This window comes from Streptomyces sp. BF23-19, assembly GCF_041106355.1.
In the GTDB taxonomy this organism is placed as follows: domain Bacteria; phylum Actinomycetota; class Actinomycetes; order Streptomycetales; family Streptomycetaceae; genus Streptomyces; species Streptomyces virginiae_A.
In genome coordinates this window covers 18,342-38,205 of the sequence record NZ_JBGBPT010000020.1, presented here as the reverse complement: position 1 = coordinate 38,205, position 19,864 = coordinate 18,342, and the positions used below count along the sequence as shown (strand labels likewise).

General features: G+C 71.7%; 21 protein-coding genes and 1 pseudogene. 2 read left to right on the top strand and 20 right to left on the bottom strand.

Annotated elements, in window-relative coordinates:
* The first annotated feature begins 112 nt into the window (after nucleotides 1-112).
* On the top strand, nucleotides 113-577 hold the full coding sequence (locus tag AB8A24_RS14090; protein ID WP_328961467.1) for a M23 family metallopeptidase: 465 nt from the start codon (nucleotides 113-115) through the stop codon (nucleotides 575-577).
* Between the two features lie 37 nt (nucleotides 578-614).
* Here AB8A24_RS14090 and AB8A24_RS14085 read toward each other — a convergent pair whose 3' ends face one another.
* The 18 genes and pseudogenes from AB8A24_RS14085 to proS all read right to left on the bottom strand — a co-directional run bounded on the left by AB8A24_RS14085 (nucleotide 615) and on the right by proS (nucleotide 15,184).
* Nucleotides 615-1,172 (bottom strand): TetR/AcrR family transcriptional regulator, encoded by a 558-nt coding sequence (locus tag AB8A24_RS14085; RefSeq protein WP_078909437.1) that lies wholly within the window; start codon nucleotides 1,170-1,172, stop codon nucleotides 615-617.
* Nucleotides 1,173-1,224: 52 nt separating this feature from the next.
* The gene (gene whiG / locus AB8A24_RS14080; protein WP_030767140.1) at nucleotides 1,225-2,061 is read right to left on the bottom strand and encodes an RNA polymerase sigma factor WhiG; all 837 of its coding nucleotides are present in this window, start codon (nucleotides 2,059-2,061) and stop codon (nucleotides 1,225-1,227) included.
* Nucleotides 2,062-2,270: 209 nt separating this feature from the next.
* Nucleotides 2,271-3,446, bottom strand: a complete 1,176-nt coding sequence (gene dprA / locus AB8A24_RS14075; protein ID WP_369475872.1) for a DNA-processing protein DprA — start codon at nucleotides 3,444-3,446, stop codon at nucleotides 2,271-2,273.
* Entirely contained in the window at nucleotides 3,443-5,077 is a 1,635-nt protein-coding gene (locus tag AB8A24_RS14070) for a YifB family Mg chelatase-like AAA ATPase (RefSeq protein WP_328961469.1), read from the bottom strand. The genes dprA and AB8A24_RS14070 overlap by 4 nt, the downstream gene beginning before the upstream one ends.
* A complete protein-coding gene (locus AB8A24_RS14065) occupies nucleotides 5,077-5,448 on the bottom strand; it encodes a YraN family protein (RefSeq protein WP_030718517.1) in 372 nt (123 codons plus the stop codon). The genes AB8A24_RS14070 and AB8A24_RS14065 overlap by 1 nt, the downstream gene beginning before the upstream one ends.
* A 126-nt stretch (nucleotides 5,449-5,574) precedes the next feature.
* A complete protein-coding gene (locus tag AB8A24_RS14060; RefSeq protein WP_008737534.1) occupies nucleotides 5,575-5,883 on the bottom strand; it encodes a DUF2469 domain-containing protein in 309 nt (102 codons plus the stop codon).
* A gap of 55 nt (nucleotides 5,884-5,938) precedes the next feature.
* Nucleotides 5,939-6,445 carry an NUDIX hydrolase gene (locus AB8A24_RS14055; protein ID WP_328961470.1) on the bottom strand — a complete coding sequence of 169 codons (507 nt, stop codon included), beginning with the start codon at nucleotides 6,443-6,445 and terminating at the stop codon, nucleotides 5,939-5,941.
* Nucleotides 6,435-7,217: a signal peptidase I gene (gene lepB / locus AB8A24_RS14050; protein ID WP_369475868.1), complete on the bottom strand. Its 783-nt coding sequence runs from the start codon at nucleotides 7,215-7,217 to the stop codon at nucleotides 6,435-6,437. Before lepB (AB8A24_RS14050) ends, AB8A24_RS14055 begins: the two co-directional genes overlap by 11 nt.
* Nucleotides 7,218-7,262: 45 nt before the next feature.
* Nucleotides 7,263-8,162 (bottom strand): signal peptidase I, encoded by a 900-nt coding sequence (gene lepB, locus AB8A24_RS14045; RefSeq protein ID WP_369475866.1) that lies wholly within the window; start codon nucleotides 8,160-8,162, stop codon nucleotides 7,263-7,265.
* A pseudogene (gene lepB, locus AB8A24_RS14040) lies at nucleotides 8,116-9,156 on the bottom strand (signal peptidase I); the annotation flags it as partial. The pseudogene lepB (AB8A24_RS14040) and the gene lepB (AB8A24_RS14045), both read right to left, overlap by 47 nt.
* Nucleotides 9,149-9,898: a signal peptidase I gene (gene lepB / locus AB8A24_RS14035; protein WP_369475864.1), complete on the bottom strand. Its 750-nt coding sequence runs from the start codon at nucleotides 9,896-9,898 to the stop codon at nucleotides 9,149-9,151. The pseudogene lepB (AB8A24_RS14040) and the gene lepB (AB8A24_RS14035), both read right to left, overlap by 8 nt.
* A 44-nt stretch (nucleotides 9,899-9,942) precedes the next feature.
* Entirely contained in the window at nucleotides 9,943-10,293 is a 351-nt protein-coding gene (rplS, locus tag AB8A24_RS14030; protein WP_030011886.1) for a 50S ribosomal protein L19, read from the bottom strand.
* A gap of 133 nt (nucleotides 10,294-10,426) precedes the next feature.
* The gene (gene trmD / locus AB8A24_RS14025; protein ID WP_369475863.1) at nucleotides 10,427-11,248 is read right to left on the bottom strand and encodes a tRNA (guanosine(37)-N1)-methyltransferase TrmD; all 822 of its coding nucleotides are present in this window, start codon (nucleotides 11,246-11,248) and stop codon (nucleotides 10,427-10,429) included.
* Nucleotides 11,248-11,826, bottom strand: a complete 579-nt coding sequence (rimM, locus tag AB8A24_RS14020; RefSeq protein ID WP_328961474.1) for a ribosome maturation factor RimM — start codon at nucleotides 11,824-11,826, stop codon at nucleotides 11,248-11,250. The genes trmD and rimM overlap by 1 nt, the downstream gene beginning before the upstream one ends.
* 125 nt (nucleotides 11,827-11,951) lie before the next feature.
* The gene (locus AB8A24_RS14015; RefSeq protein WP_030708535.1) at nucleotides 11,952-12,191 is read right to left on the bottom strand and encodes an RNA-binding protein; all 240 of its coding nucleotides are present in this window, start codon (nucleotides 12,189-12,191) and stop codon (nucleotides 11,952-11,954) included.
* 2 nt (nucleotides 12,192-12,193) lie between these two features.
* Nucleotides 12,194-12,634, bottom strand: a complete 441-nt coding sequence (gene rpsP / locus AB8A24_RS14010) for a 30S ribosomal protein S16 (RefSeq protein WP_030718491.1) — start codon at nucleotides 12,632-12,634, stop codon at nucleotides 12,194-12,196.
* Nucleotides 12,635-12,939: 305 nt separating this feature from the next.
* Nucleotides 12,940-13,536, bottom strand: coding sequence for a hypothetical protein (locus tag AB8A24_RS14005; RefSeq protein WP_030718489.1), 597 nt, complete (start codon nucleotides 13,534-13,536; stop codon nucleotides 12,940-12,942).
* 235 nt (nucleotides 13,537-13,771) lie between these two features.
* The gene (proS, locus tag AB8A24_RS14000; protein ID WP_266379274.1) at nucleotides 13,772-15,184 is read right to left on the bottom strand and encodes a proline--tRNA ligase; all 1,413 of its coding nucleotides are present in this window, start codon (nucleotides 15,182-15,184) and stop codon (nucleotides 13,772-13,774) included.
* 131 nt (nucleotides 15,185-15,315) lie between these two features.
* Between proS and AB8A24_RS13995 the strand changes: the two genes are divergently transcribed.
* A complete protein-coding gene (locus AB8A24_RS13995) occupies nucleotides 15,316-16,047 on the top strand; it encodes a methyltransferase type 11 (protein ID WP_328961475.1) in 732 nt (243 codons plus the stop codon).
* Between the two features lie 16 nt (nucleotides 16,048-16,063).
* Here the strand turns inward: AB8A24_RS13995 and ftsH are convergent, their stop codons facing one another.
* Together ftsH and ffh are read right to left on the bottom strand one after the other, a co-directional pair.
* Complete coding sequence (gene ftsH, locus AB8A24_RS13990) at nucleotides 16,064-18,001, bottom strand: ATP-dependent zinc metalloprotease FtsH (RefSeq protein WP_328961476.1); 1,938 nt, start codon at nucleotides 17,999-18,001, stop codon at nucleotides 16,064-16,066.
* 129 nt (nucleotides 18,002-18,130) lie between these two features.
* Nucleotides 18,131-19,702, bottom strand: coding sequence for a signal recognition particle protein (gene ffh, locus AB8A24_RS13985; protein ID WP_030718477.1), 1,572 nt, complete (start codon nucleotides 19,700-19,702; stop codon nucleotides 18,131-18,133).
* Nucleotides 19,703-19,864: the final 162 nt, after the last annotated feature.

The window sequence follows — 19,864 nt, the reverse complement described above, 5'->3', positions numbered from 1 at the left end:
CACAAGAAGTGTACGGGACCCGGCGGTATGCCGGGTGACGGCGCTGTCCACAGTGCCCCGGCCGTCCACAGGCCCGGGCGGCGGTCCGAGTGCGCGCGGGACGCTGGGGCCCATGACGACCTTGCTGCTCAGCCTGCTCCTGGCCCTGGCCCAGTCGGCCCTTCCCGGGGTCCGCCCGCTGCCCGCCCCGCTGTCGGTGGCCCGCTGGTGGGACCCGCCGCCGACCCCCTACGCGGCCGGTCACCGCGGTGTGGACCTGTCCGCGCCGGTGGGCACGCGGCTCCGGGCGGTCGCGGCCGGCCGGGTCCACCACGCCGGGCCCGTCGCCGGGCGCGGAGTGCTCTCGCTGGCCCTGCCGAACGGGCTGCGCACCACCTACGAGCCGGTCCGGCCCCTGGTCACGGAGGGCGAGCAGGTCACGGCCGGCCAGGTGGTGGCGGTGCTGACGGAGGGCTCGCACTGCCCGGCGCCCTGCCTGCACTGGGGCCTGCTGGCGGGCGAGGTGTACCTCAATCCGCTCACGCTGCTCCCCGGCCCGACCCCGAGGCTGCTCCCGGCGGACCCCACCGGGGTGTGAGACGCGGGCGTGTCCCAGGGCGCGGCGGCCGGGGGCCTCAGCCCCGGACGCCCCGCAGGGCCATGGCGACGGCGGCCTCCGTCACGACGGTCGGGTCCTCCGCCGCGCCGAGCTCGATCCGCCGCACGGCCGCGTCCACGACGCCCTGGAGCAGCATCGCGGCCAGCCTCGGCTCCGCGTGCCCCAGGGCGCTCAGCGCCTCGACGATCATCGCGATGAGCCCGCCGTGCGCCGCACGGATCTTCTCCCGCGCGCCCGCGTCGAGCTCGCTGGCCGAGATGGCCACCACCGCGCGGTGGCGCCGGTCGCCCACGAGCCCCAACTGGCTGCGCACGTAGGCCTCGATCTTCGCCTCCGGCGACTCGGCCTGCTCCATCGCCGCTTCGATCTCGGCGGCCCACACGGGGAAGTCCACCGCGCACAGCTCTTCGACCACGGCGGCGCGGGAGCGGAAGTACTCGTACACGGAGGACCGGGCGAGCCCGGTCCGCTCCGCGAGGGCGGGGAAGGTCAGCGCCTCCGTCCCGCCTTCGGACAGCAGGGATCGCGCAGCGTCCAAGAGGGCGCCGCGCTGCATCGACCGGTGCTCGGCCACGGAGGCCGCTCGAATCCTGGGCACACGTCCACTGTACGGAGGTAGCGCAAGCTCACCTCCCTACATCTGCCAACTTCGCGCGCAGTTGCAGGACGGACTTGGTGTGGATCTGGCTGACCCGGCTCTCGGTGACGCCGAGGACGTTGCCGATCTCGGCCAGCGTGAGTCCCTCGTAGTAGTAGAGGGTCACCACGGTCTTCTCCCGCTCGGGCAGCGTGTTGATGGCCCGCGCCAGCAGGCGTCGCAGCTCGCGGTCCTCGGCCACCGCCACCGGGTTGTCGGCGGCGGTGTCCTCCAGGGTGTCCATCAGCGAGAGGCGGTCGCCGCCCTCCCCGCCGACGTGCAGCAGTTCCTCCAGGGCGACCACGTTGGCCAGCGACAACTGACTGAAGACGGTGTGGAGATCCTCCACACCGATCCCCATCTCCCCGGCGACCTCGATCTCCGTCGGGGTGCGCCGCAGCTGGGCCTCCAGCGTGGCGTAGGCCCGTTCCACGGCGCGTGCCTTCTGCCGGACCGAGCGCGGGATCCAGTCCAGGGCCCGTAGCTCGTCGATCATCGCGCCCCGGATCCGGGTGATCGCGTACGTCTCGAACTTGATCGACCGCTCGATGTCGAACTTCTCGATGGCGTCGATCAGCCCGAAGACCCCGGAGGAGACGAAGTCGGCCTGCTCCACGTTGGGCGGCAGACCCACACTGACGCGGCCGGCCACGTACTTCACCAGGGGCGAGTAGTGCAGGATCAGCTGCTCCCGCAACCGCTCGTCACCCGACTCCTTGTACGAGCGCCACAGCACCTCCAGGGACGAGGGCGCGGTGGACCGCACGCTGCCGCGGGCAGCGGGGGGCACCGCAGCGCGGTCGGACCCTGAGGTGTGCTGGGGCATGCTTCGCCTTTGCCGGAGCCGGATTCCTTGGGAGCGTAGCGTGACGAGATTGTCGCGGTGCGCGAAGAGTACGGGATGGCGCGAGGGCCGGGAGGCGCCCGGACTCGCGCGGGCGACCCGGGACCGGCGCCTGGCGCTCGGTCCCGGCGACCGCCACCGGGAAGACCGCGTCTCTCATCGGTTTCACTCTTTCACCGGAACGCCCCAGGTCAACGACCGCCTCGCCGGGCGGCGCCGGTTTGTGTGCCTCCTCCAGCCGTTTGTCTGCTCAACTGCCAGCCGTCGCCCTGCCGTTCGACGAACCCCAGAGAGTGAAGTTCGTACAGTCTGCCGATGACTTCATCGGCGCCGGTGCCGGAGGCAAGTGCCAGCTCGGCCACGTCCGCCGGGCGGCCGGCGGGCATCGCTTCGAGCACCCGCGCGGTGTCCGGGTCCAGCAGGTCCCGGGCGAGCACCGGGCCGCGCCGCTCGGGCGCCAGCTCGCCCATGGCCCCGACCAGCTCGATCACCTCGGCCGCGTCGGTGACGAGCGCCGCCTCGCCGCGCAGCAGTTCGTGCACGCCGGCGGAGAGCCCGCTGGTGGCAGGGCCGGGGACGCCCATGGTGAACCGCCCCAGGCGCTGCGCGCGTCGGGCCGTGACCAGGGAGCCGCTGCGGTGCGCGGCCTCCACGACGACCGTGCCCCGGGTGAGGGCGGCGATGACCCGGTTGCGCAGGACGAACCGGCTGGGGGTCGGGTGGCTGCCCGGGGGCAGCTCCCCGAGGATCAGCCCCTGCCCGGCGATCCAGCCGAGCAGCCCGGCGTGTCCGCGCGGGTAGGCGACGTCCACTCCGCAGGCGAGCACCGCGGCGGTCGCGCCGCCCGAGGCGAGGGCCCCTCGGTGCGCGGCTCCGTCGATCCCGAACGCGGCGCCGGACACCACGACCCAGCCCCGCTCGGCGAGTCCGGCGGCCAGGGTCTGGGCCATGTGCGCGCCGTACGGGGTGCAGGCGCGGGCCCCGACCACGGAGACCGAACGCAGCGCCCAGGTACGGAGGTTCGGCCTGCCCCGCAGCCACAGTCCGACGGGTCTCTCGTCGCCGAGGTCGTCGAGCTGGGTCGGCCACTCCGCCGATCCCGGGAAGACGAACCGGCCGCCCGCCTCGGCGGCGTCCGCGAGGTCCCGCCGGGGGTCGGCCAGCGCGGCCCGTCTGCGGTACCCGGCGAGCCGCTCGGGCCCCACCCCGGACGGAGCGTCCGGCTCCGCCCCGGGGGTGGTCAGCAGTCGTATCAGCCGCACCGCGCCGAACTCCCGCAGCCATCGCCCGCCGTGCGCGTCCCCGGGCTCCAGCACCCGGGTGAGCGCAGCCCGCGCCAGCAGTTCCGCGCCCTCGGAGCCGGTCATGTCCCGGCTCCCGGCAGCGACATCGCCCCGCGGGCGATCCCGGTCCGCAGCTCCAGCGCCACGGCCACGTCCAGCGCCTCAGGCCGATCCCGTTCCCGCAGGTCGGCCACGGTCCAGGCGACGCGTAGCACCCGGTCCAGCCCGCGGGCGGTGAGCAGGCCCCGTTCCAGATCGCGCTCGGCCGGGGCCAGCGCGCCGGGTCCCGCCCGCCAACGGCTACGCAGTTCCTGCCCGGGCACTTCGGAGTTGAGCCGCCACGGCGTGTCGGCGAGCCGGGCCGCGGCGCGCTCCCGGGCCTGCCGCACCCGCTCGGCGACGGCCGCGGTGGATTCCCCGCGGCCGCCCTGCCCCATCAGGTCACCACGGGTCACGGGCTCGACCTCCACCCGCAGGTCCACCCGGTCGAGCAACGGCCCGGACAGCCGCGCCTGGTAACGCCGGATCACCGAGGGCGGGCACTCGCACCCGGCACCGTGCAAGGTGTGGCGCCCGCACGGGCACGGGTTGGCGGCGAGCACCATCAGGAACCTGGCGGGCAGCCTTACCACTCCCGCGGCGCGGGCGATGACCACGTGCCCCGATTCCAGGGGTTGCCGCAGCGCGTCCAGCGCCCGGCTGTGGAACTCCGCGGCCTCGTCCAGGAAGAGCACGCCCCGGTGGGCGAGGGAGACCGCCCCGGGCCTGGGGATCCCGGTCCCCCCGCCCACCAGGGACTGCATGGTCGCCGAATGGTGCGGTGCGCAGTACGGCGGCCTGGCGACCAGGGGTTCGCCCGGCGGGAGGATTCCCGCGACCGAGTGGACGGCCGTGACCTCCAGGGAGTCCTGACGGGTGAGCGGCGGCAGCAGCCAGGGCAGCCGTTCGGCCAGCATGGTCTTGCCCGCTCCGGGCGGTCCGCTGAGGAAGAGGTGGTGTCCTCCGGCGGCGGCCACCTCCAGGGCGCGGCGCGCCGTGTGCTGCCCGGCGACGTCCGCGAGGTCGGGGAAGTCCGAGCCGTCCTCCCGGCCGGGCCGCCCCCGGGCGAGGCCGGTGCCCAGTCCCGCCCCTGGGACGAGGAGTCCGGCCAGCATCGGGTCCGGCCTGCCGGGGGGCTCGCACGGTTCCTCCTCGGGGACCTCACCACCGGTCAGGACGGCGATCAGCTGGCGGAGGCTGCGTACGCCGAGGACCGAGACGTCGGGGACGAGCGCGGCCTCGGCCGCGCACTGCCGCGGCACCACCACCTGTCGGTAGCCGGCGTCGGCCGCGGCGAGGACCGCGGGCAGGATCCCGCGGACCGGGCGTACCCGGCCGTCCAGCCCCAGCTCGCCGATCAGGACGAGGTCGGCGATCGCACCCGGGTCGACCACCTCGGCCGCGCCGAGCACCGCCGCCGCGACCGCCAGGTCGAAGCCGGCGCCGGATTTCGGTACGGAGGCCGGGCTCAGCCCGACCGTGAGTTTCTTCTGCGGCCAGGCCGCCCCCGAGTTGACCACGGCGGCCCGCACCCGGTCCCGGCTCTCGACCAGGGTCTTGTCCGGCAGCCCCACCAGGGTGAAGGCGGCCACGCCGGGCTCCAGGTCGGCCTGTACCTCGACCACCACGCCGTCGACGCCGACCAGGGCTACCGAGCAGGCTCGCGCGAAGCCCATCAGGCCACCCCCCGCACGTGTTCCACCGAGGGGGCGCCGCGCCGGGGCAGCAGCACCCCGACGAGGTCGATGCGTACTCCGCCCGGGGGTGGTCCGCCGTGGTCGGCGAGCCAGCGCCCGGCGAGCGTGCGTAAGCGCTCGGCCTTGGCGGGCCGCACGGCGGCCATGGGATGCTCGAACTCACCCGCCCGGCGGGTCTTGACCTCGCAGACGACGAGGGCGTCCCCGTCCCGGGCGACGATGTCGATCTCGCCGCCGCGGCACCGCCAGTTCCGTGCGATCACGGTCATCCCGGCTTCGGTCAGCCGCCGGGCCGCGAGGTCCTCGCCGTACCGCCCCAATGCCTGCTGTGCCACGCCCTTCGCGTTCATCCGGCACCACCTCCGGCACCGACGGTCCCGCACCTGCGCCCACCTTGTGGATCTTGGTGGACGGTCCGGCCGTTGTGGAGAACCGCCTCACCCGTGCGGGTGAGACGGTCCGGCCGGCGGCGGTCCTCAGCTGCCGGGCAGTTCGAGGTCGGTCTTGTTGAGCTCCTCGATGTTCACGTCCTTGAAGGTCAGTACGCGTACCTGCTTCACGAAGCGGGCCGGCCGGTACATGTCCCAGACCCAGGCGTCGGCCATGGAGACCTCGAAGAACACCTCTCCCTGAACCGAATGCACCTGCATCTCGTAGTCGTTCGTGAGGTAGAAACGGCGTTCCGTCTCGATCACATACTTGAACAGCCCGACGACGTCGCGGTACTCCCGATAGAGCTTCAGCTCCATCTCGGTCTCGTACTTTTCGAGGTCCTCGGCACTCATGGCATGTTCCCCTTCAGCCGTGCGTCCCCCTATTGTGCGCCAGGCCCCCGCGCCCCTAAACGATTTCCGGGGCCAGGACCACCGGCTCACCCGGAGGACCGTCGTCGAGCAGCGTACGGAGCAGCTCGGCGAGTCTGGTCGGGTACACCGTCTCATGGGCCGCCAGAAGTTCCTCGGAGGTCCACCACCTCGCTCCGGTGACGCTGCGCCGTTCCAACTCGGTGAGGCCGCTCATCTCGGTCTCGGTCCGGGTGGTCCGGGCGAGGAAGTACCACTCGTCCTGTTCCCAACGGCGCCCGTCGAACGGGAAGGAGCAGTGGCGGTGCCACAGCACCGGACCCAGCTCGACCTCGGTGATCCCGGTCTCCTCGGCCAGCTCGCGCAGCGCTGCCTGCTCCCGGCTCTCGGTCCCCTCCAGTCCGCCGCCGGGGGTGAACCACCAGTCGTCGCTCGGGTCGGCCGGTTCGAATCCGTGCAGCAGCAGGATCCGGTCCGCCGGGTCCAGCAGGATCACCCGTGACACCTTCCGGCGGCCGTGCCCGGCGGCCGGGTCAGCGGACACCGGCCGGCTCCCGCCGTCGGCCGCGCGCCAGGACCCGGGCGACCGGCCCGTACGCGCCCCCCGCAGCCACCAGGACGGCTCCGGCCAGCACCACCACCACCTGGAGCCGCAGCGGACCGGGCCGCGAGATCCCGCCGGGCAGGGCCCTGTACGTCGCCGGCCGCTCCAGCATCTTCATCTCGGGCCAGGCCAGGGCGTCGACACGGGCACTGACGGCCGACCGGGACACGGTCCCCTGCCCGGTCTCCTGCAGATGGGCCCGGGAGTCCAGGGAGGAGGCCCGCCGGTCGCCCAGCAGGAAGAGGTTGCCCTCGGGGACCGCCACCTCGAAGGGGGTCCCCGACGGCGCGGTCTGTCCGGGGGGCATCTCCAGGCCCGATTCCGGCTTGCTGGTGTCGGCGTAGGGCTCGTCCAGCGGGACGCCGTTGACGGTCACCTCGCCTGCCGCGCCGCAGCACTTGACGACGTCGCCGCCGATGCCGACGACCCGCTTGACCATGGGGGAGTCGCTCCACAGGGAGTCGGTGAAGATGACCACGTCCCCGCGGCGCACGTCGGCGCCGTCGATGCGCTCCGCCATCACCCGGTCCCCGGGCCGCACCGTGGGCATCATCGAATCGGTGGGGACCGTGTAGGGCCGGTAGACGACCGCGCCCCACACGAAGCCGCCCAGGAAGAGCGCAAAGCCGATGGCCACGGCGATACCCGACAGCACAGTGCCGAGACCGCCGCGGCCATCCTTGCCACCACGTATTGCTTCTGTACCGCCCATTGCAGCGCCCCCACACACTTCGGGATCGTCGACCTGGGCGGCACCCTACCCGTCGGTACGGCCGCTGGTCAGCTTCCGCCTGCGCCACATGACCAGCGGGACGGCTCCCGCGAGCCCCAGCGCGGTCGGGCCGAGCCCGACCGGGGCCAGCCCGGCGGCCCCGAGACCGAGCGCGGTCGCCGCGGCCTGGTTGCCGATGCCCGGCTGGTCGAAGGTGTCCGGGACCGGCAGGGTGGCCCAGCGGGTGACCGGCCACGCGACCACCACGGCCCGCCCGACGACCTTGTCCACGGGGACGAAGCCCTTGGTGGAGTCCTGCTGGTGGTACCGGGAGTCCTCGGAGTTCTGCCGGTGGTCACCCATGACCCAGATTTTGCCCTTGGGTACGGTGATCGGGCCGAACGGGAGGTCGTCGCACGGGGTGTTGCCGGGGTAGATGTACGGCTCGTCCAGCTCCTTGCCGTTGACGACGACCGGTCCCCCCTTCTTGCACTCGACCGTGTCCCCGCCGACCGCGATGACCCGCTTGATCAGGTCCTTCTCGGAGGCGTCCGGCATCAGGCCGATCTTGCTGAGCACCTGCTGGAAGATGTTCGGCTCGGGAGTGGGCTGCCCGGACAGCCAGTCCGCGGGGTCGTGGAAGACGACGACCTCGCCGCGCTCCGGCTCGGAGCCGAACCACGGGGTCAGCTTGTCCACCAGCACCCGGTCGCCCATCTGCAGGGTGTTCTGCATCGAGGCGGACGGGATCGAGAACGCCTGGAGCAGGAACGTCTTGATCAGCAGGGCCAGCAGCAGGGCGATACCGATGAGGAGCGGGAGCTCCTTCCAGAAGGACCGCTGCGCGTGCTCCTTGGCATCGCCGTCCTCCTCGGTCTCGCGCTCGACGGCGTCGTCCGGCCGCTCCTCGCCTTCGTCGCGTCCGGACCGTGCGCCTACCGCCACGTCCCCCACATCCACTCCTCACTCGCGATTGCCGCCCGCGCCGAATCCGGCACAGGCCCTCCCCTCCCTTAACGAGCGGGAGTTCCCTAAGGCGCGGGAGACCGAGGACACACTATGCGAACGGCGCGCCCCGACGACGCCGCCGTCGGCCGCGTCCCTCGCGCCGCGCCTGATCGGGCACCATCCGGAAGGTCGCCGGCTGCTCCAGCCGGGTCCAGTGCCCCTGGGGCCAGGCGATCACGACGGCCTCCCCGACCACCCCACTCATGGGGATCGTGCCCTGGAAGCCCTCGTCGAGATGGAACCGGGAATCGGACGAGTTCGCCCGGTGATCACCCATCACGAAGAGCCGACCCTCCGGCACCTGTACCTCGAACGGGATGTCCGAAGGGGTGTTGCCCGGGTTCACGTACGGCTCATCGAGGGGCGATCCGTTGACGGTGACCCGGCCCCGGCTGTCACAGCACTTGACGGTGTCCCCGCCGACCCCGATGACCCGCTTGATCAGGTCCTGCTCGTCGGCCGAGGGCAGCAGGCCGATGAAGGTCAGCGCCTGCTTGATCTGCTTGACCACGATCGGGTCCTCGGGCGCACGGGCCGCCTCGCCCTTGAGCCAGCCGCCGGGGTCCTTGAACACGACGATGTCGCCGCGCTCGATCTCGGAGCCGAACCACGGCGTCAGCTTGTCCACCAGGACCCGGTCGCCGATCCGGATCGTCTGCTCCATCGAGCCCGAAGGGATGAAGAAGGCCTGCACCAGGAAGGTCTTGAGGAGCAGGGCGATGCACAACGCCACGACCACCAGCAGCGGCACCTCGCCGGCCCGGCGCGTACGGCGGCGTCGGCGCACCTTGCGGGCCGTCCGGCGCCGTTCGGCCCGGCCGCCCTCCACCCTGCCGAGGGAGATCCGGGGTGGTGCGGGCTCCGGCTCGGGTTCGGGTTCGGGGTCGAAATCCCAGTCCCGTCCGCCCCTCGAACGCCCGCGGCTACCCATGGCCGCCACCTACGGAATCCCAGCGCGAGAGCGGCCAACCGATCCAGTCGGCCCGCCCGATCACCTTCTCCACCGGCACCATCCCCCCGCCCGGTTCCCCCAGGTGGTCCCGGGAGTCCCGGGACTGGGAACGATGATCACCCATGACCCAAAGGGTCCCAAGGGGTACGACGATCCGGAAGGGCACCGCCGAGGGCGCGTCTCCGGGATGGAGGTACGGCTCCGCCAGCGGCACGCCGTTGACCGCGACCCGCCCGCCGGCGTCGCAGCACACCACGTCGTCACCCCCGACCCCCACGACCCGCTTCACGAAGTCGGTGTCGGACGGCTCGGCCAGCCCGAGCGCCGAGGCCGCGCCGTGCAGCACCGTGCCGATCGGATTGCCCTCGGGGCGTTCGCGTACGAAGGAGCCCGTGCCGTCGAAGACCACCACGTCCCCGCGGCCCGGCTGTTCGCCGAACCGGTACGCCAGCTTGTTGACCAGCACCCGGTCCCCGACCTGGAGCGTCGGCTCCATCGAGCGGCTCGGGATCAGGAAGGGCTGGACCACGAAATTGCTGAACAGCAGCAGGAAGACGGTGCAGATCACCCCGAGCACCCCGACGCGGCGCCAGGTCAGAGGTCGCCCACCGGCCGTTCGCCCGCCACTTCGCCCCCGCCGGGAGAACGCAGAACGCGGCCGCCCGTCCCCCTCTACGGGGGACGAGTGGCCGCGCTGCGTGTGAGGTGCTTCGGTGTCCATCAAGGGCGAGCCTATCCGGCCGCCTCCGGACTCCGGGAGTTACCTCAGCGGTCGCGCTTCTCCTTGATCTTCGCGGCCTTGCCGCGGAGCTCACGGAGGTAGTACAGCTTGGCACGGCGAACGTCACCGCGGGTGACGAGCTCGATCTTCTCGAAGATCGGGGAGTGGACCGGGAAGGTACGCTCCACGCCGACGCTGAAGGAGACCTTGCGCACGGTGAAGGTCTCGGAGACACCGGCACCCTGGCGGCGGATGACGACGCCCTTGAACTGCTGGATACGGGAGCGGTTGCCCTCGATCACGCGGACGTGCACGTTGATCGTGTCACCCGGGCGGAAGGCCGGGACGTCCGAGCGGAGCGTGGCGGCGTTGACGCCGTCGAGCAGGTGAGACATGTTCTTCGTCTGCTTTCTTCGCATGACGCCACAGGTCGCCAGTGCGGGTTTCCGTAGAGAATTCGGGAGCTGCGGGACCCGGCGGACGACGGTCCCCCTGTGGCAGGGGCGCCCGCGAGCACACAGCAGCCGCCTATTCTTCCACGGCCTCGGCCCTGCGCCAAAATCGGCCGTCGGCGGACGGCCGCCAGCCCAGGACGGAGAGGATCTCCCGGTCCTTCTTGTCGAAGCCGGCGGCCTCGCAGCGCTCGATCAGGTCGGGGCGGTTCTGCGCGGTCCGGCGGAAGGCCTCGTCCCGGCGCCAGCGGGCGATCTTCCCGTGGTGCCCGCTGAGCAGCACCTCGGGGATGTCACGGCCGCGCCACACCGGGGGCTTGGTGTAGACGGGCCCCTCCAGCAGGTTCGCCATCTCGCCGGGCGCGAAAGAGTCGTCGCGGTGCGACTCGGCGTTGCCGAGGACCCCGGGCAGCAGCCGGGCCACGGCCTCGGTGACCACCAGTACGGCGGCCTCGCCGCCCGCCAGCACGTAGTCTCCGATGGAGACCTCGTACACCGGCATGCGCGTGGCGTACTCGTCCATGACCCGGCGGTCGATGCCCTCGTACCGGGCCGGCGTGAAGATGAGCCAGGGCCGCTCGGAGAGCTCGACGGCCAGTTCCTGGGTGAAGGGCCGGCCGCTGGGGGTGGGGACGACCATGACGGGGCCGTGCGCGCCCGCCTCGTAGCCGTCGGCCAGCGCGGAGTCCAGGGCCTCGCCCCACGGCTCGGTCTTCATGACCATGCCGGGACCGCCGCCGTACGGGGTGTCGTCCACCGTGTTGTGCCGGTCGTACGTCCACTCCCGCAGGTCGTGCACGTGTACGTCGAGCTGCCCGCGGGCGCGCGCCTTGCCGACGAGGGAGACGTTCAGCGGCTCCAGGTACTCGGGGAAGATCGTGACGACGTCGAGACGCATCAGGCGTCGTCCTCGGAGTCCGTGCTGTCCGCGGCGTCCTCGTCCCGGCTGGAGACGACGACGGCGTCACGCTCGTCGATCAGTCCCGGCGGCGGGGTGATGACGCACCGCTGCTCCTCCAGGTCGATCTCGGCGACGATCTCCTCCACGAAGGGGATCATCACCTCGGTGCCGTCCGGCCGCTCGACGATGAAGAGGTCCTGCGAGGGCAGGTGGGAGATCTCGGTGATCCGGCCGATCTCGGTGCCGTCCTCCAGCACCACGTCCAGGTCCATCAGCTGGTGGTCGTAGTACTCGTCGGGCTCCTCCGGGAGCTCCGTCGGGTCCACCTCGGCGATCAGGAGGATGTTGCGCAGCGCCTCGGCTCCGGTGCGGTCCTTGACGCCCGCGAAACGGAGCAGCAGCCGCCCGCTGTGCACGCGGCCCGTCTCGATCGTCAGCGGTCCCGCCGTCGCGGGCTCCGTCTTGAGCACGGCGCCGGGACTCAGTCGCAGCTCCGGCTCGTCGGTGCGCACCTCGACGGTGACCTCACCCTTGATGCCGTGGGCGCGGCCGATCCGCGCGACTACCAACTCCACTGTGCTCTTCCCTTACTGCGGCGTGGTTGCTCACATCAATGGTCGCTCCTGCCCGGGGGCAGAAACGACACGGGCCGGGGCGGGCAACCAACGCCCTCCCCGGCCCGTGCCGGTGAATCAACTGCTCAGCGGACCTGGTCCACGTCGACGAGGTCGACGCGGATCCCCCGGCCGCCGATGGCGCCCACGACGGTACGCAGGGCACGTGCGGTGCGGCCGTTGCGGCCGATCACCTTGCCGAGGTCATCCGGGTGAACCCGGACCTCGAGCACCTGCCCGCGGCGCAGGTCGCGCGAGGCGACCTGCACTTCGTCGGGGTTGTCCACAATGCCCTTCACGAGGTGCTCAAGAGCCTCCTCGAGCATGCTCAGGCCTCGGTCGACTCGGCGGTGGCCTCAGCCTCGTCCGCCTTCTTGTCGGCCTTCTTGGCCTTCTGCGTGATGGCCTCGCCCTTGCCCTCGCCGATGCCCTCGAGGGCCTTGGCGAACTCGTCGAAGGAGCGACGCTTACTCTCCTTCGTCGCCGGCTGCAGGAGCGGCGCGGGGGCGGGGAGACCCTTGTGGGCCTGCCAGTCACCGGTCAGCTTCAGGATGGCGAGCACAGCCTCGGTGGGCTGGGCGCCGACGGACAGCCAGTACTGCGCACGCTCGGCGTTGACCTCGATGCGCGACGGGTTGTAGGTCGGGTGGTAGATACCGATCTCTTCGATCGCGCGACCGTCCCGACGGGTACGGGCGTCGGCGACGACGATGCGGTAGTGCGGCTGGCGAATCTTGCCGAGGCGCTTGAGCTTGATCTTGACTGCCACTGGAGTGGTGTCTCCTGAACTTGACGTGGTTGGGCACATGAGATGCCACGTGGGGTTGCGGTACTCGGGTGCCCGATGGACGCGTCAGCCGGAGGAGAGAGGGGTCCTATGCGACTGTCGAGTACAGCTAGCCATTGTGCCATACGCCTGCGGCGCGCTCGGCCGGGCGGGCAGGACCGCTACCCGCCGGGGGTACGGCGGTACGGGTCGCCCACGCGCGCCGGCGGCGGCCGCCCCGGTGGGGGCGTCGGCCCGGCGCCCGGTTCGCCGTGGGGCGGTGGCCCCGGCGGCGACGGGGAAGGCGGTCAGGAGGCCGCCGCGATGGCCACGTCGGGGATCCGGAAGGGCTTCATGCAGCCGCCGCACACGATCGGCGCCTGGGCCAGCACGGAGGGGACGACCCGTACGTTGCGCCCGCAGTCGCAGACCGCCTTGACGCGCACGCCGCCGCCGGAGGAACCGTGCCGGGCGGCCGGTCCGCGGAAGCTGCGCTTGGTGTCGGCCGCGGTCGCGGCCGTGTGCGCCTTCAGCGCGCGCTGCAGCCGCTCCATGGTGGGCCGGTAGCGCCGCTTCGCCTCCGGATTGAGCGTGACCAAGGAGAAGCCGCTGCTCGCGTGTGGCTCCTCGGAGTGGTCCAGCCCCATTTCCTCGGCGATCGCGAGGAATCTGCGGTTGTGGTAGCGGCCGGCGCGCGAGGTGTCACGGACACCGCGGGCGGCGGCGATGCCGTGGACTGCCTCGTGCAGCAGTCGCTCGAAGGAGAGTTCGGCGCCGCAGGCGGACGAGGACTCTCCGATCAGGGACTCGGGCGCGGCAAGGTCAGGCAGCTCGGGGTGGTACCGCTGAATATCGGCCCACGCCTGCGCCAGCTCTGCGGCGAGAACAGGTGGTGTCGTGCTCACGTCGTGACAACGAGCCGAGGTGCCCGGGTGTTCCGATTCCGGGCCATTCCAAATTTTTTGCACGTACCAGTCAGTTCACACTCATGCGTCCTGACGAGGACGGGTGCGCCGATCTCAGGAGGAGTCGGTACGTAACGTCGACCAAGTCGACCAGGTGGACCCGGTCGGCCGACATGAACCGGCCCCGGCGCGCGGCACGAGCCGCACGCCGGGGCACACGAGCCGGTCGGCCCGATCAGTACGAGCGCGCGACGATCGCGAGCGTACCGGGGGCGTCGTCCGCCTCCGGGACCGACCCGTCCTCGGCGATCAGGCAGCGTACGGAGACGGCCTGCTCGGCCAGCTTCGCCTCGCCCTCGGGACCGAGGTCCGCCCACGGGATCCGCGCCCAGCCACCGGCGACGGCGGCCTCCGCGGCTTCCCCGATGGTCGCGACGTCGGACGTACGGGCCAGCCGGCGCTCGCGGGACTCGCGCAGCAGCTGCGCCTGGTCCTCGTCCAGCACCTTGGGCAGCAGGTCGGCCAGGGCGTCGATCTGCACGGGGGTCTTGCCGCCGGGGATCCGGCGGGCCAGCATCGCGGTGCCGGCCTCCAGGTCGCGGGGGCCGATCTCGATGCGGACCGGTACGCCCTTGAGCTCCCAGTCCACGGCGCGGCGGCCGAAGGGGGTGTCGACGCGGTCGTCGACCTGCACCCGCAGGCCGGCGGCCTTCAGCTGGGCACCCAGCTCGCGGACCTTGGCCACGGCCTCGTCGCCCTTGATCGCCATGACGACGACCTGGACGTGGGCGAGGCGCGGCGGGACCCGCAGGCCGTTGTCGTCGCCGTGGGACATGATCAGGCCGCCGACCATGCGGGTCGAGACGCCCCACGAGGTCTGCCAGACGAGCTCCTGCTTGCCTTCCTTCGACAGGTACTGGGTGTTGAAGGCCTTGGCGAAGTTGGTGCCGAGCTCGTGGCTCGTACCCAGCTGCAGGGCCTTGCCGTCGCCCATCATGCCCTCGAGGGTGAGGGTGTTGATGGCGCCGGCGAAGCGCTCCTTGGCGGTCTTGCGGCCGAGCACGACGTCGATGCCGAGCACGTTCGTCATGAAGTCGCCGTAGACGTCCGTGTGGATGCGGGCGGCGTAGTCGCGGGCTTCCTCGTAGGTGGCGTGGGCGGTGTGGCCCTCCTGCCAGAGGAACTCGCTCGTACGGAGGAACACGCGCGGGCGCATCTCCCAGCGGACCACGTTGGCCCACTGGTTGATCAGCAGGGGCAGGTCGCGGTAGCTCTGGACCCACTTGGAGAAGTAGTCGTTGATGATCGTCTCGGAGGTGGGCCGGACGACGACCGGCTCTTCCAGCTCCTTGCCGCCGCCGTGCGTGACGACCGCGAGCTCGGGGGCGAAGCCCTCGACGTGCTCGGCTTCCTTCGTCAGGTACGACTGCGGGATGAACAGCGGGAAGTACGCGTTCTGGGCGCCCGCGTCCTTGATGCGCGCGTCCATCTCCTGCTGCATCCGCTCCCACAGGCCGTAGCCGTACGGTCGGATGACCATGGTGCCTCGGACCGGACCGTTGTCGGCCAGCTCGGCCTTGTTGATCAGATCCTGGTACCAGCGGGGGAAATCCTCCGCCTGCGGGGTGAGAACGGGTGCCTTTGCCATGCCGCGAATCGTACGGCGCCCGGCACACGATGCGTGAATCGGGTGGCGCGCTCCTCTGGACGCGGGGGCGAATGGGGAGTTCTCTGGCAACGGGGGCAAGGGGGCGAGACGGAATCAGGAGCGCTCTTTCGATGACACCGACGCCGACGGCGACGCTCGCAGCCCGGGACTGGGCGGAGATCCAGGAACGGATGCTCGTACCGCTGTACGAAGCGGTCTACGACCGGTTGGAGGTCGGGCCGGGAGACCGGCTGCTCGGCCTGGACTGCGGGGCCGGCCTGGCCCTGCTGCTCGCGGCCGGGCGGGGAGCCGTGGCCACGGGCGTGGAGGCGGATCCGGCCCGGCGGGCCCTGGCCCGTGAGCGGCTGCTGGAGGTCCTGGCGGCCCCGCCGGGGCCGCAGTCCCCGCCGCGCCCCTACGACGCCCTGCTCGCCTTCTCCCCCACCCCGGCGGCTCTGTCGGCGGCCCTGCGCGCGGTCCGCCGCGGCGGGGCGGTGGTGCTGGCCGACTGGGGCCCCGCGGAGCGCTGCACGGTGCCCTCGGTCCTGGGCGGCGGGCCCGCGCCGCGGGACCTGGACGCGCTGGTGGAGGGGGCCGGGCTCCGGCCGGACGGTTCCGGGCGGGTGTTCTGCCCGTTCGGGTACGCGGATGTGGACAGCGCGGTACGCGGGCTGCTGTCGACCGGGCTCTACCCCGCTGCGGGCACCGGCCCCACCGGAGCGGCGTGCGCCGCACCCTTCGAGCCGGCCGATTCCGTGTTGGCGGAGAAGGAGCTGGCCGAGGCGCTTCACCCGTTCGAGCGATCGGACGGCGCCGTGTGGCTGCCGAACATCTTCCGGTACGTGATCGCCCGGGTGATCTGACGGCCGCCGCCGCTCCTCAGTCGGTGCCGGGCCCCTTCGTCAGTCGCGCGATGCCCGCGGCGGCGTAGGCGGCCGGTTCGTCCAGGGTCTCGTTGGCGAGGAGGGCCTCCGCCAGGGCGTCCAGCTGCGGCCGGTGGTCGCGCAGCAGACGGCAGGCCTCCAGGTAGCACTCGTCCACGATGCGCCGCATCTCGTGGTCGACCGCGTCGAGGGTGGCGGGGGCGGCGGAGAGTCCGTAGGGGCCCTGTCCGTCGGAGGGGATCGCGGTGAGGCGGCCGATCCGTTCGCTCATGCCCCAGCGGCCGACCATGCCGCGGACGATGTTGGTCACCTGCTCCAGGTCGTTCTCGGCGCCGGTGGTGATGACGTCGTAGACGACGTGCTCGGCCGCCATGCCGCCGAGCGCGCCGATGATGCGGCCGCGCAGGTACGGCTCGGTGTAGGCGTACCGGTCCGCGTCCGGGGTCGAGAGGGTGACGCCCAGCGCGCGGCCGCGGGGCACGATCGTGATCTTGCGGACCGGGTCGGCGCCCGGCTGGAGCATGCCCAGCAGGGCGTGGCCGCTCTCGTGGTAGGCGGTGCGGCGGCGCTCCTCCTCCGGCATGACCAGGGGGCGCTCGGCGCCCAGTTGGACCTTCTCCAGGGCGTCGGACAGGTCCGCCCCGGTCACCTGCGTCTGCCGGCGTTTGACCGCCAGCAGTGCGGCCTCGTTCGCCAGGTTGGCCAGGTCCGCTCCGGTCATCCCGGGGGTGGTGCGGGCCACGTGTCCCAGGTCGACGCCCTCGGCGAGCGGGATGTCGCGGGTGTGGATGCGCAGGATGGCCTCGCGGCCGACCCGGTCGGGCGGGGAGACGACCACCATGCGGTCGAAGCGGCCGGGGCGGGTGAGCGCCGGGTCCAGCACGTCCGCGCGGTTGGTGGCCGCGAGGACGATCACCCCCTCCGAGCCGGAGAAGCCGTCCATCTCGGTGAGGATCTGGTTGAGGGTCTGTTCGCGTTCGTCGTGGCCGCCCATGGCGTTGCCGCCGCCGCGGGCCCGCCCGATGGTGTCGATCTCGTCGATGAAGATGATGGCGGGGGCCACCTTGCGCGCCTCGGTGAACAGTTCGCGCACGCGGGAGGCGCCGACCCCGACGATCATCTCGATGAACTCGGAGGCGGAGGCGGAGAAGAAGGGCACCCCCGCCTCGCCCGCGACCGCCCGCGCCAGCAGGGTCTTGCCGGTGCCGGGCGGACCGGAGAGCAGGACTCCGCCGGGCATCCGGGCACCCATCTTCCGGTACTCCTGCGGGTTCTTGAGGAAGTCGACGACGTCGTTGAGCTCCCCCTCGACCTCGTCGATCCCCGCCACGTCCTCGAAGGTGGTGCGGCGGGCGCCGCTCTGGAGCTCCACCGGCTTGGGTGGGGCCTTGCGACCCAGTGCGCCCATGCCGCCGGCCCCGGATCCCATCCGGCGGGCGATGACCACCCACAGGAGGACCAGCAGCAGCATCGGGGCGAGGGAGAGCAGCAGGTTGGCGAGGAAGCTGCGCTGCACGACGACCGGGGAGGCGGTGACGGTGACGTTCTGCTTGGTGAGGTCGGCCCACAGCGCGTCGTCGGCGAAGGCCGGGCGCTGGGTGACGAACTTGGTGTAGTCGCCCTTGTCGCCGTCGGGCAGCGGCTGCTTCGCCTTGAGCTCGCCCTGGATGGCGTCGCCCTTGGAGTAGATCTTCGAGACGTTGCCGGCGGCGACCTGCCTGCTGAACTCGGTGTACGAGATCGTCGGCTCGTCCCCCTCGTTGAAGAAGGAGAGCACCAGGTTGGCCAGCAGGTAGACGATCAGCGCGGTGAGGATCAGCCCCCGCCAGCCGCCGGGCATCCGCCGCTTCGGCGGAGCGGCGGGCGGTGCGCCTTCCGAGCGCCACGGCGTGTCGGCCCTGTCGCGGGGAGGTACGGGGGTGGGGCTGGGCACGGGGCGCCTCCTTCTGCCATCCTCCCGGCCGACCATAAGGGATAAATCGGGTCGTCGCGCCGGCGGAGAACAGCAGGGCCCCGACCGTGCGAACACGGCCGGGGCCCTGATCACCCACGTGCGCGGGTGCTACTTCATGAACTTCTTGAACTCGTCCGGCAGGTCGAAGTCCCCGCCGTTCTGGCCGCCGGTCGGAAGGCCGAAGGGGTTGCCGCCGGCCGCGGGCTCGATCGCCTGCGGGCCCTGCTCCCGGCGGGCCGCGGCTGCGGCCTCCTCTTCCTTGCGCTTCATCGGGTTGCCGCTCTTGCGCTTGCCCTTGGCCTGCTTGACCTGCTTCTTCTGCCGGCCGGGGCCGCCGCCCATCCCGGGGATGCCGGGCATGCCCGGCATGCCGCCGCCCTGGGCCATGCGGGACATCATCTTGCGGGCGTCGAAGAACCGCTCGACCAGCGACTTGACCGCGCTGACCTCGGCACCGGAACCCTTGGCGATACGGGCACGGCGCGAGCCGTTGATGATCGTCGGGTCCTGGCGCTCGCCCGGGGTCATCGACTTGATGATCGCGGCCATGCGGTCGACGTCACGCTCGTCGATGTTGTTGATCTGGTCCTTGATCTGCCCCATGCCGGGCAGCATGCCGAGCAGCTTGGAGATGGAGCCCATCTTGCGGACCTGCTCCATCTGGGCCAGGAAGTCGTCGAGCGTGAACTCCTTGGGACCCTTGGCGAGCTTGGCCGCCATCTTCTCGGCCTCGGCCTGCGAGAAGGTCTTCTCGGCCTGCTCGATGAGGGTGAGCATGTCACCCATGTCGAGGATCCGGCCCGCCATGCGGTCGGGGTGGAACGCGTCGAACTCGTCGAGCTTCTCGCCGTTCGAGGCGAACATGATCTGCTTGCCGGTGACGTGCGCGATGGAGAGCGCGGCACCGCCTCGGGCGTCACCGTCGAGCTTGGAGAGCACGACGCCGTCGAAGCCGACGCCGTCGCGGAAGGCCTCCGCGGTGTTGACCGCGTCCTGGCCGATCATGGCGTCGACGACGAAGAGGATCTCGTCGGGGCTGACGGCGTCACGGATGTCCGCGGCCTGCTGCATCAGCTCGGAGTCGATGCCGAGGCGGCCGGCGGTGTCGACGATGACGATGTCGAACTGCTTGGTCCGCGCGTACTCGACGGAGTCCTTCGCGACCTGGACCGGGTCGCCCACGCCGTTGCCGGGCTGGGGCGCGTACACGGCCACGCCGGCGCGCTCGGCGACGACGCTGAGCTGGTTGACGGCGTTGGGGCGCTGGAGGTCGCACGCGACCAGCAGCGGGGCGTGGCCCTGCCCCTTCAGCCAGAGGCCGAGCTTTCCGGCGAGAGTGGTCTTACCGGCACCCTGGAGACCGGCCAGCATGATCACGGTGGGGGCGGTCTTGGCGAACCGCAGCCGCCGGGTCTCGCCGCCGAGGATCGTCACGAGCTCGTCGTTGACGATCTTCAGGACCTGCTGGCCCGGGTTCAGGGCCTTGCTGACCTCTTCACCGCGCGCGCGTTCCTTGACGTTCGCGATGAAGGAGCGGACGACCGGGAGGGCGACGTCGGCCTCGAGGAGCGCGATACGGATTTCCCGGGCCGCGGAGTCGATGTCAGCCTCGGACAGCCGGCCTTTGCCGCGCAGGCCCTTGAAGGTATTCGCCAAGCGGTCGGAGAGCGTATCGAACACGGTGGTCGCGATTCCTCGGGTCGGGGGCGTTGTGGTCGTCCCCCAGGGTATCGGGCCCTTCCCCCATCCGGGGACCTGCCTGCTCCTGGTGCGGGTCTGCCGCTGCGCGGAGCCTCTCCCCGCATGGCCCTTTCGCCGTTTCCCGGGGCCCCGCCCCGGACC

Bases quoted from the DNA above. Each gene is read 5' to 3' on its own strand.
- AB8A24_RS14090 (WP_328961467.1), top strand. From the start codon at position 113: ATGACGACCTTGCTGCTCAGCCTGCTCCTGGCCCTGGCCCAGTCGGCC.
- whiG (WP_030767140.1), bottom strand. From the start codon at position 2,061: ATGCCCCAGCACACCTCAGGGTCCGACCGCGCTGCGGTGCCCCCCGCT.
- dprA (WP_369475872.1), bottom strand. From the start codon at position 3,446: ATGACCGGCTCCGAGGGCGCGGAACTGCTGGCGCGGGCTGCGCTCACC.
- AB8A24_RS14070 (WP_328961469.1), bottom strand. From the start codon at position 5,077: ATGGGCTTCGCGCGAGCCTGCTCGGTAGCCCTGGTCGGCGTCGACGGC.
- AB8A24_RS14065 (WP_030718517.1), bottom strand. From the start codon at position 5,448: ATGAACGCGAAGGGCGTGGCACAGCAGGCATTGGGGCGGTACGGCGAG.
- AB8A24_RS14060 (WP_008737534.1), bottom strand. From the start codon at position 5,883: ATGAGTGCCGAGGACCTCGAAAAGTACGAGACCGAGATGGAGCTGAAG.
- lepB (WP_369475868.1), bottom strand. From the start codon at position 7,217: ATGGGCGGTACAGAAGCAATACGTGGTGGCAAGGATGGCCGCGGCGGT.
- lepB (WP_369475864.1), bottom strand. From the start codon at position 9,898: ATGGACACCGAAGCACCTCACACGCAGCGCGGCCACTCGTCCCCCGTA.
- rplS (WP_030011886.1), bottom strand. From the start codon at position 10,293: ATGTCTCACCTGCTCGACGGCGTCAACGCCGCCACGCTCCGCTCGGAC.
- trmD (WP_369475863.1), bottom strand. From the start codon at position 11,248: ATGCGTCTCGACGTCGTCACGATCTTCCCCGAGTACCTGGAGCCGCTG.
- AB8A24_RS14015 (WP_030708535.1), bottom strand. From the start codon at position 12,191: ATGCTCGAGGAGGCTCTTGAGCACCTCGTGAAGGGCATTGTGGACAAC.
- proS (WP_266379274.1), bottom strand. From the start codon at position 15,184: ATGGCAAAGGCACCCGTTCTCACCCCGCAGGCGGAGGATTTCCCCCGC.
- AB8A24_RS13995 (WP_328961475.1), top strand. From the start codon at position 15,316: ATGACACCGACGCCGACGGCGACGCTCGCAGCCCGGGACTGGGCGGAG.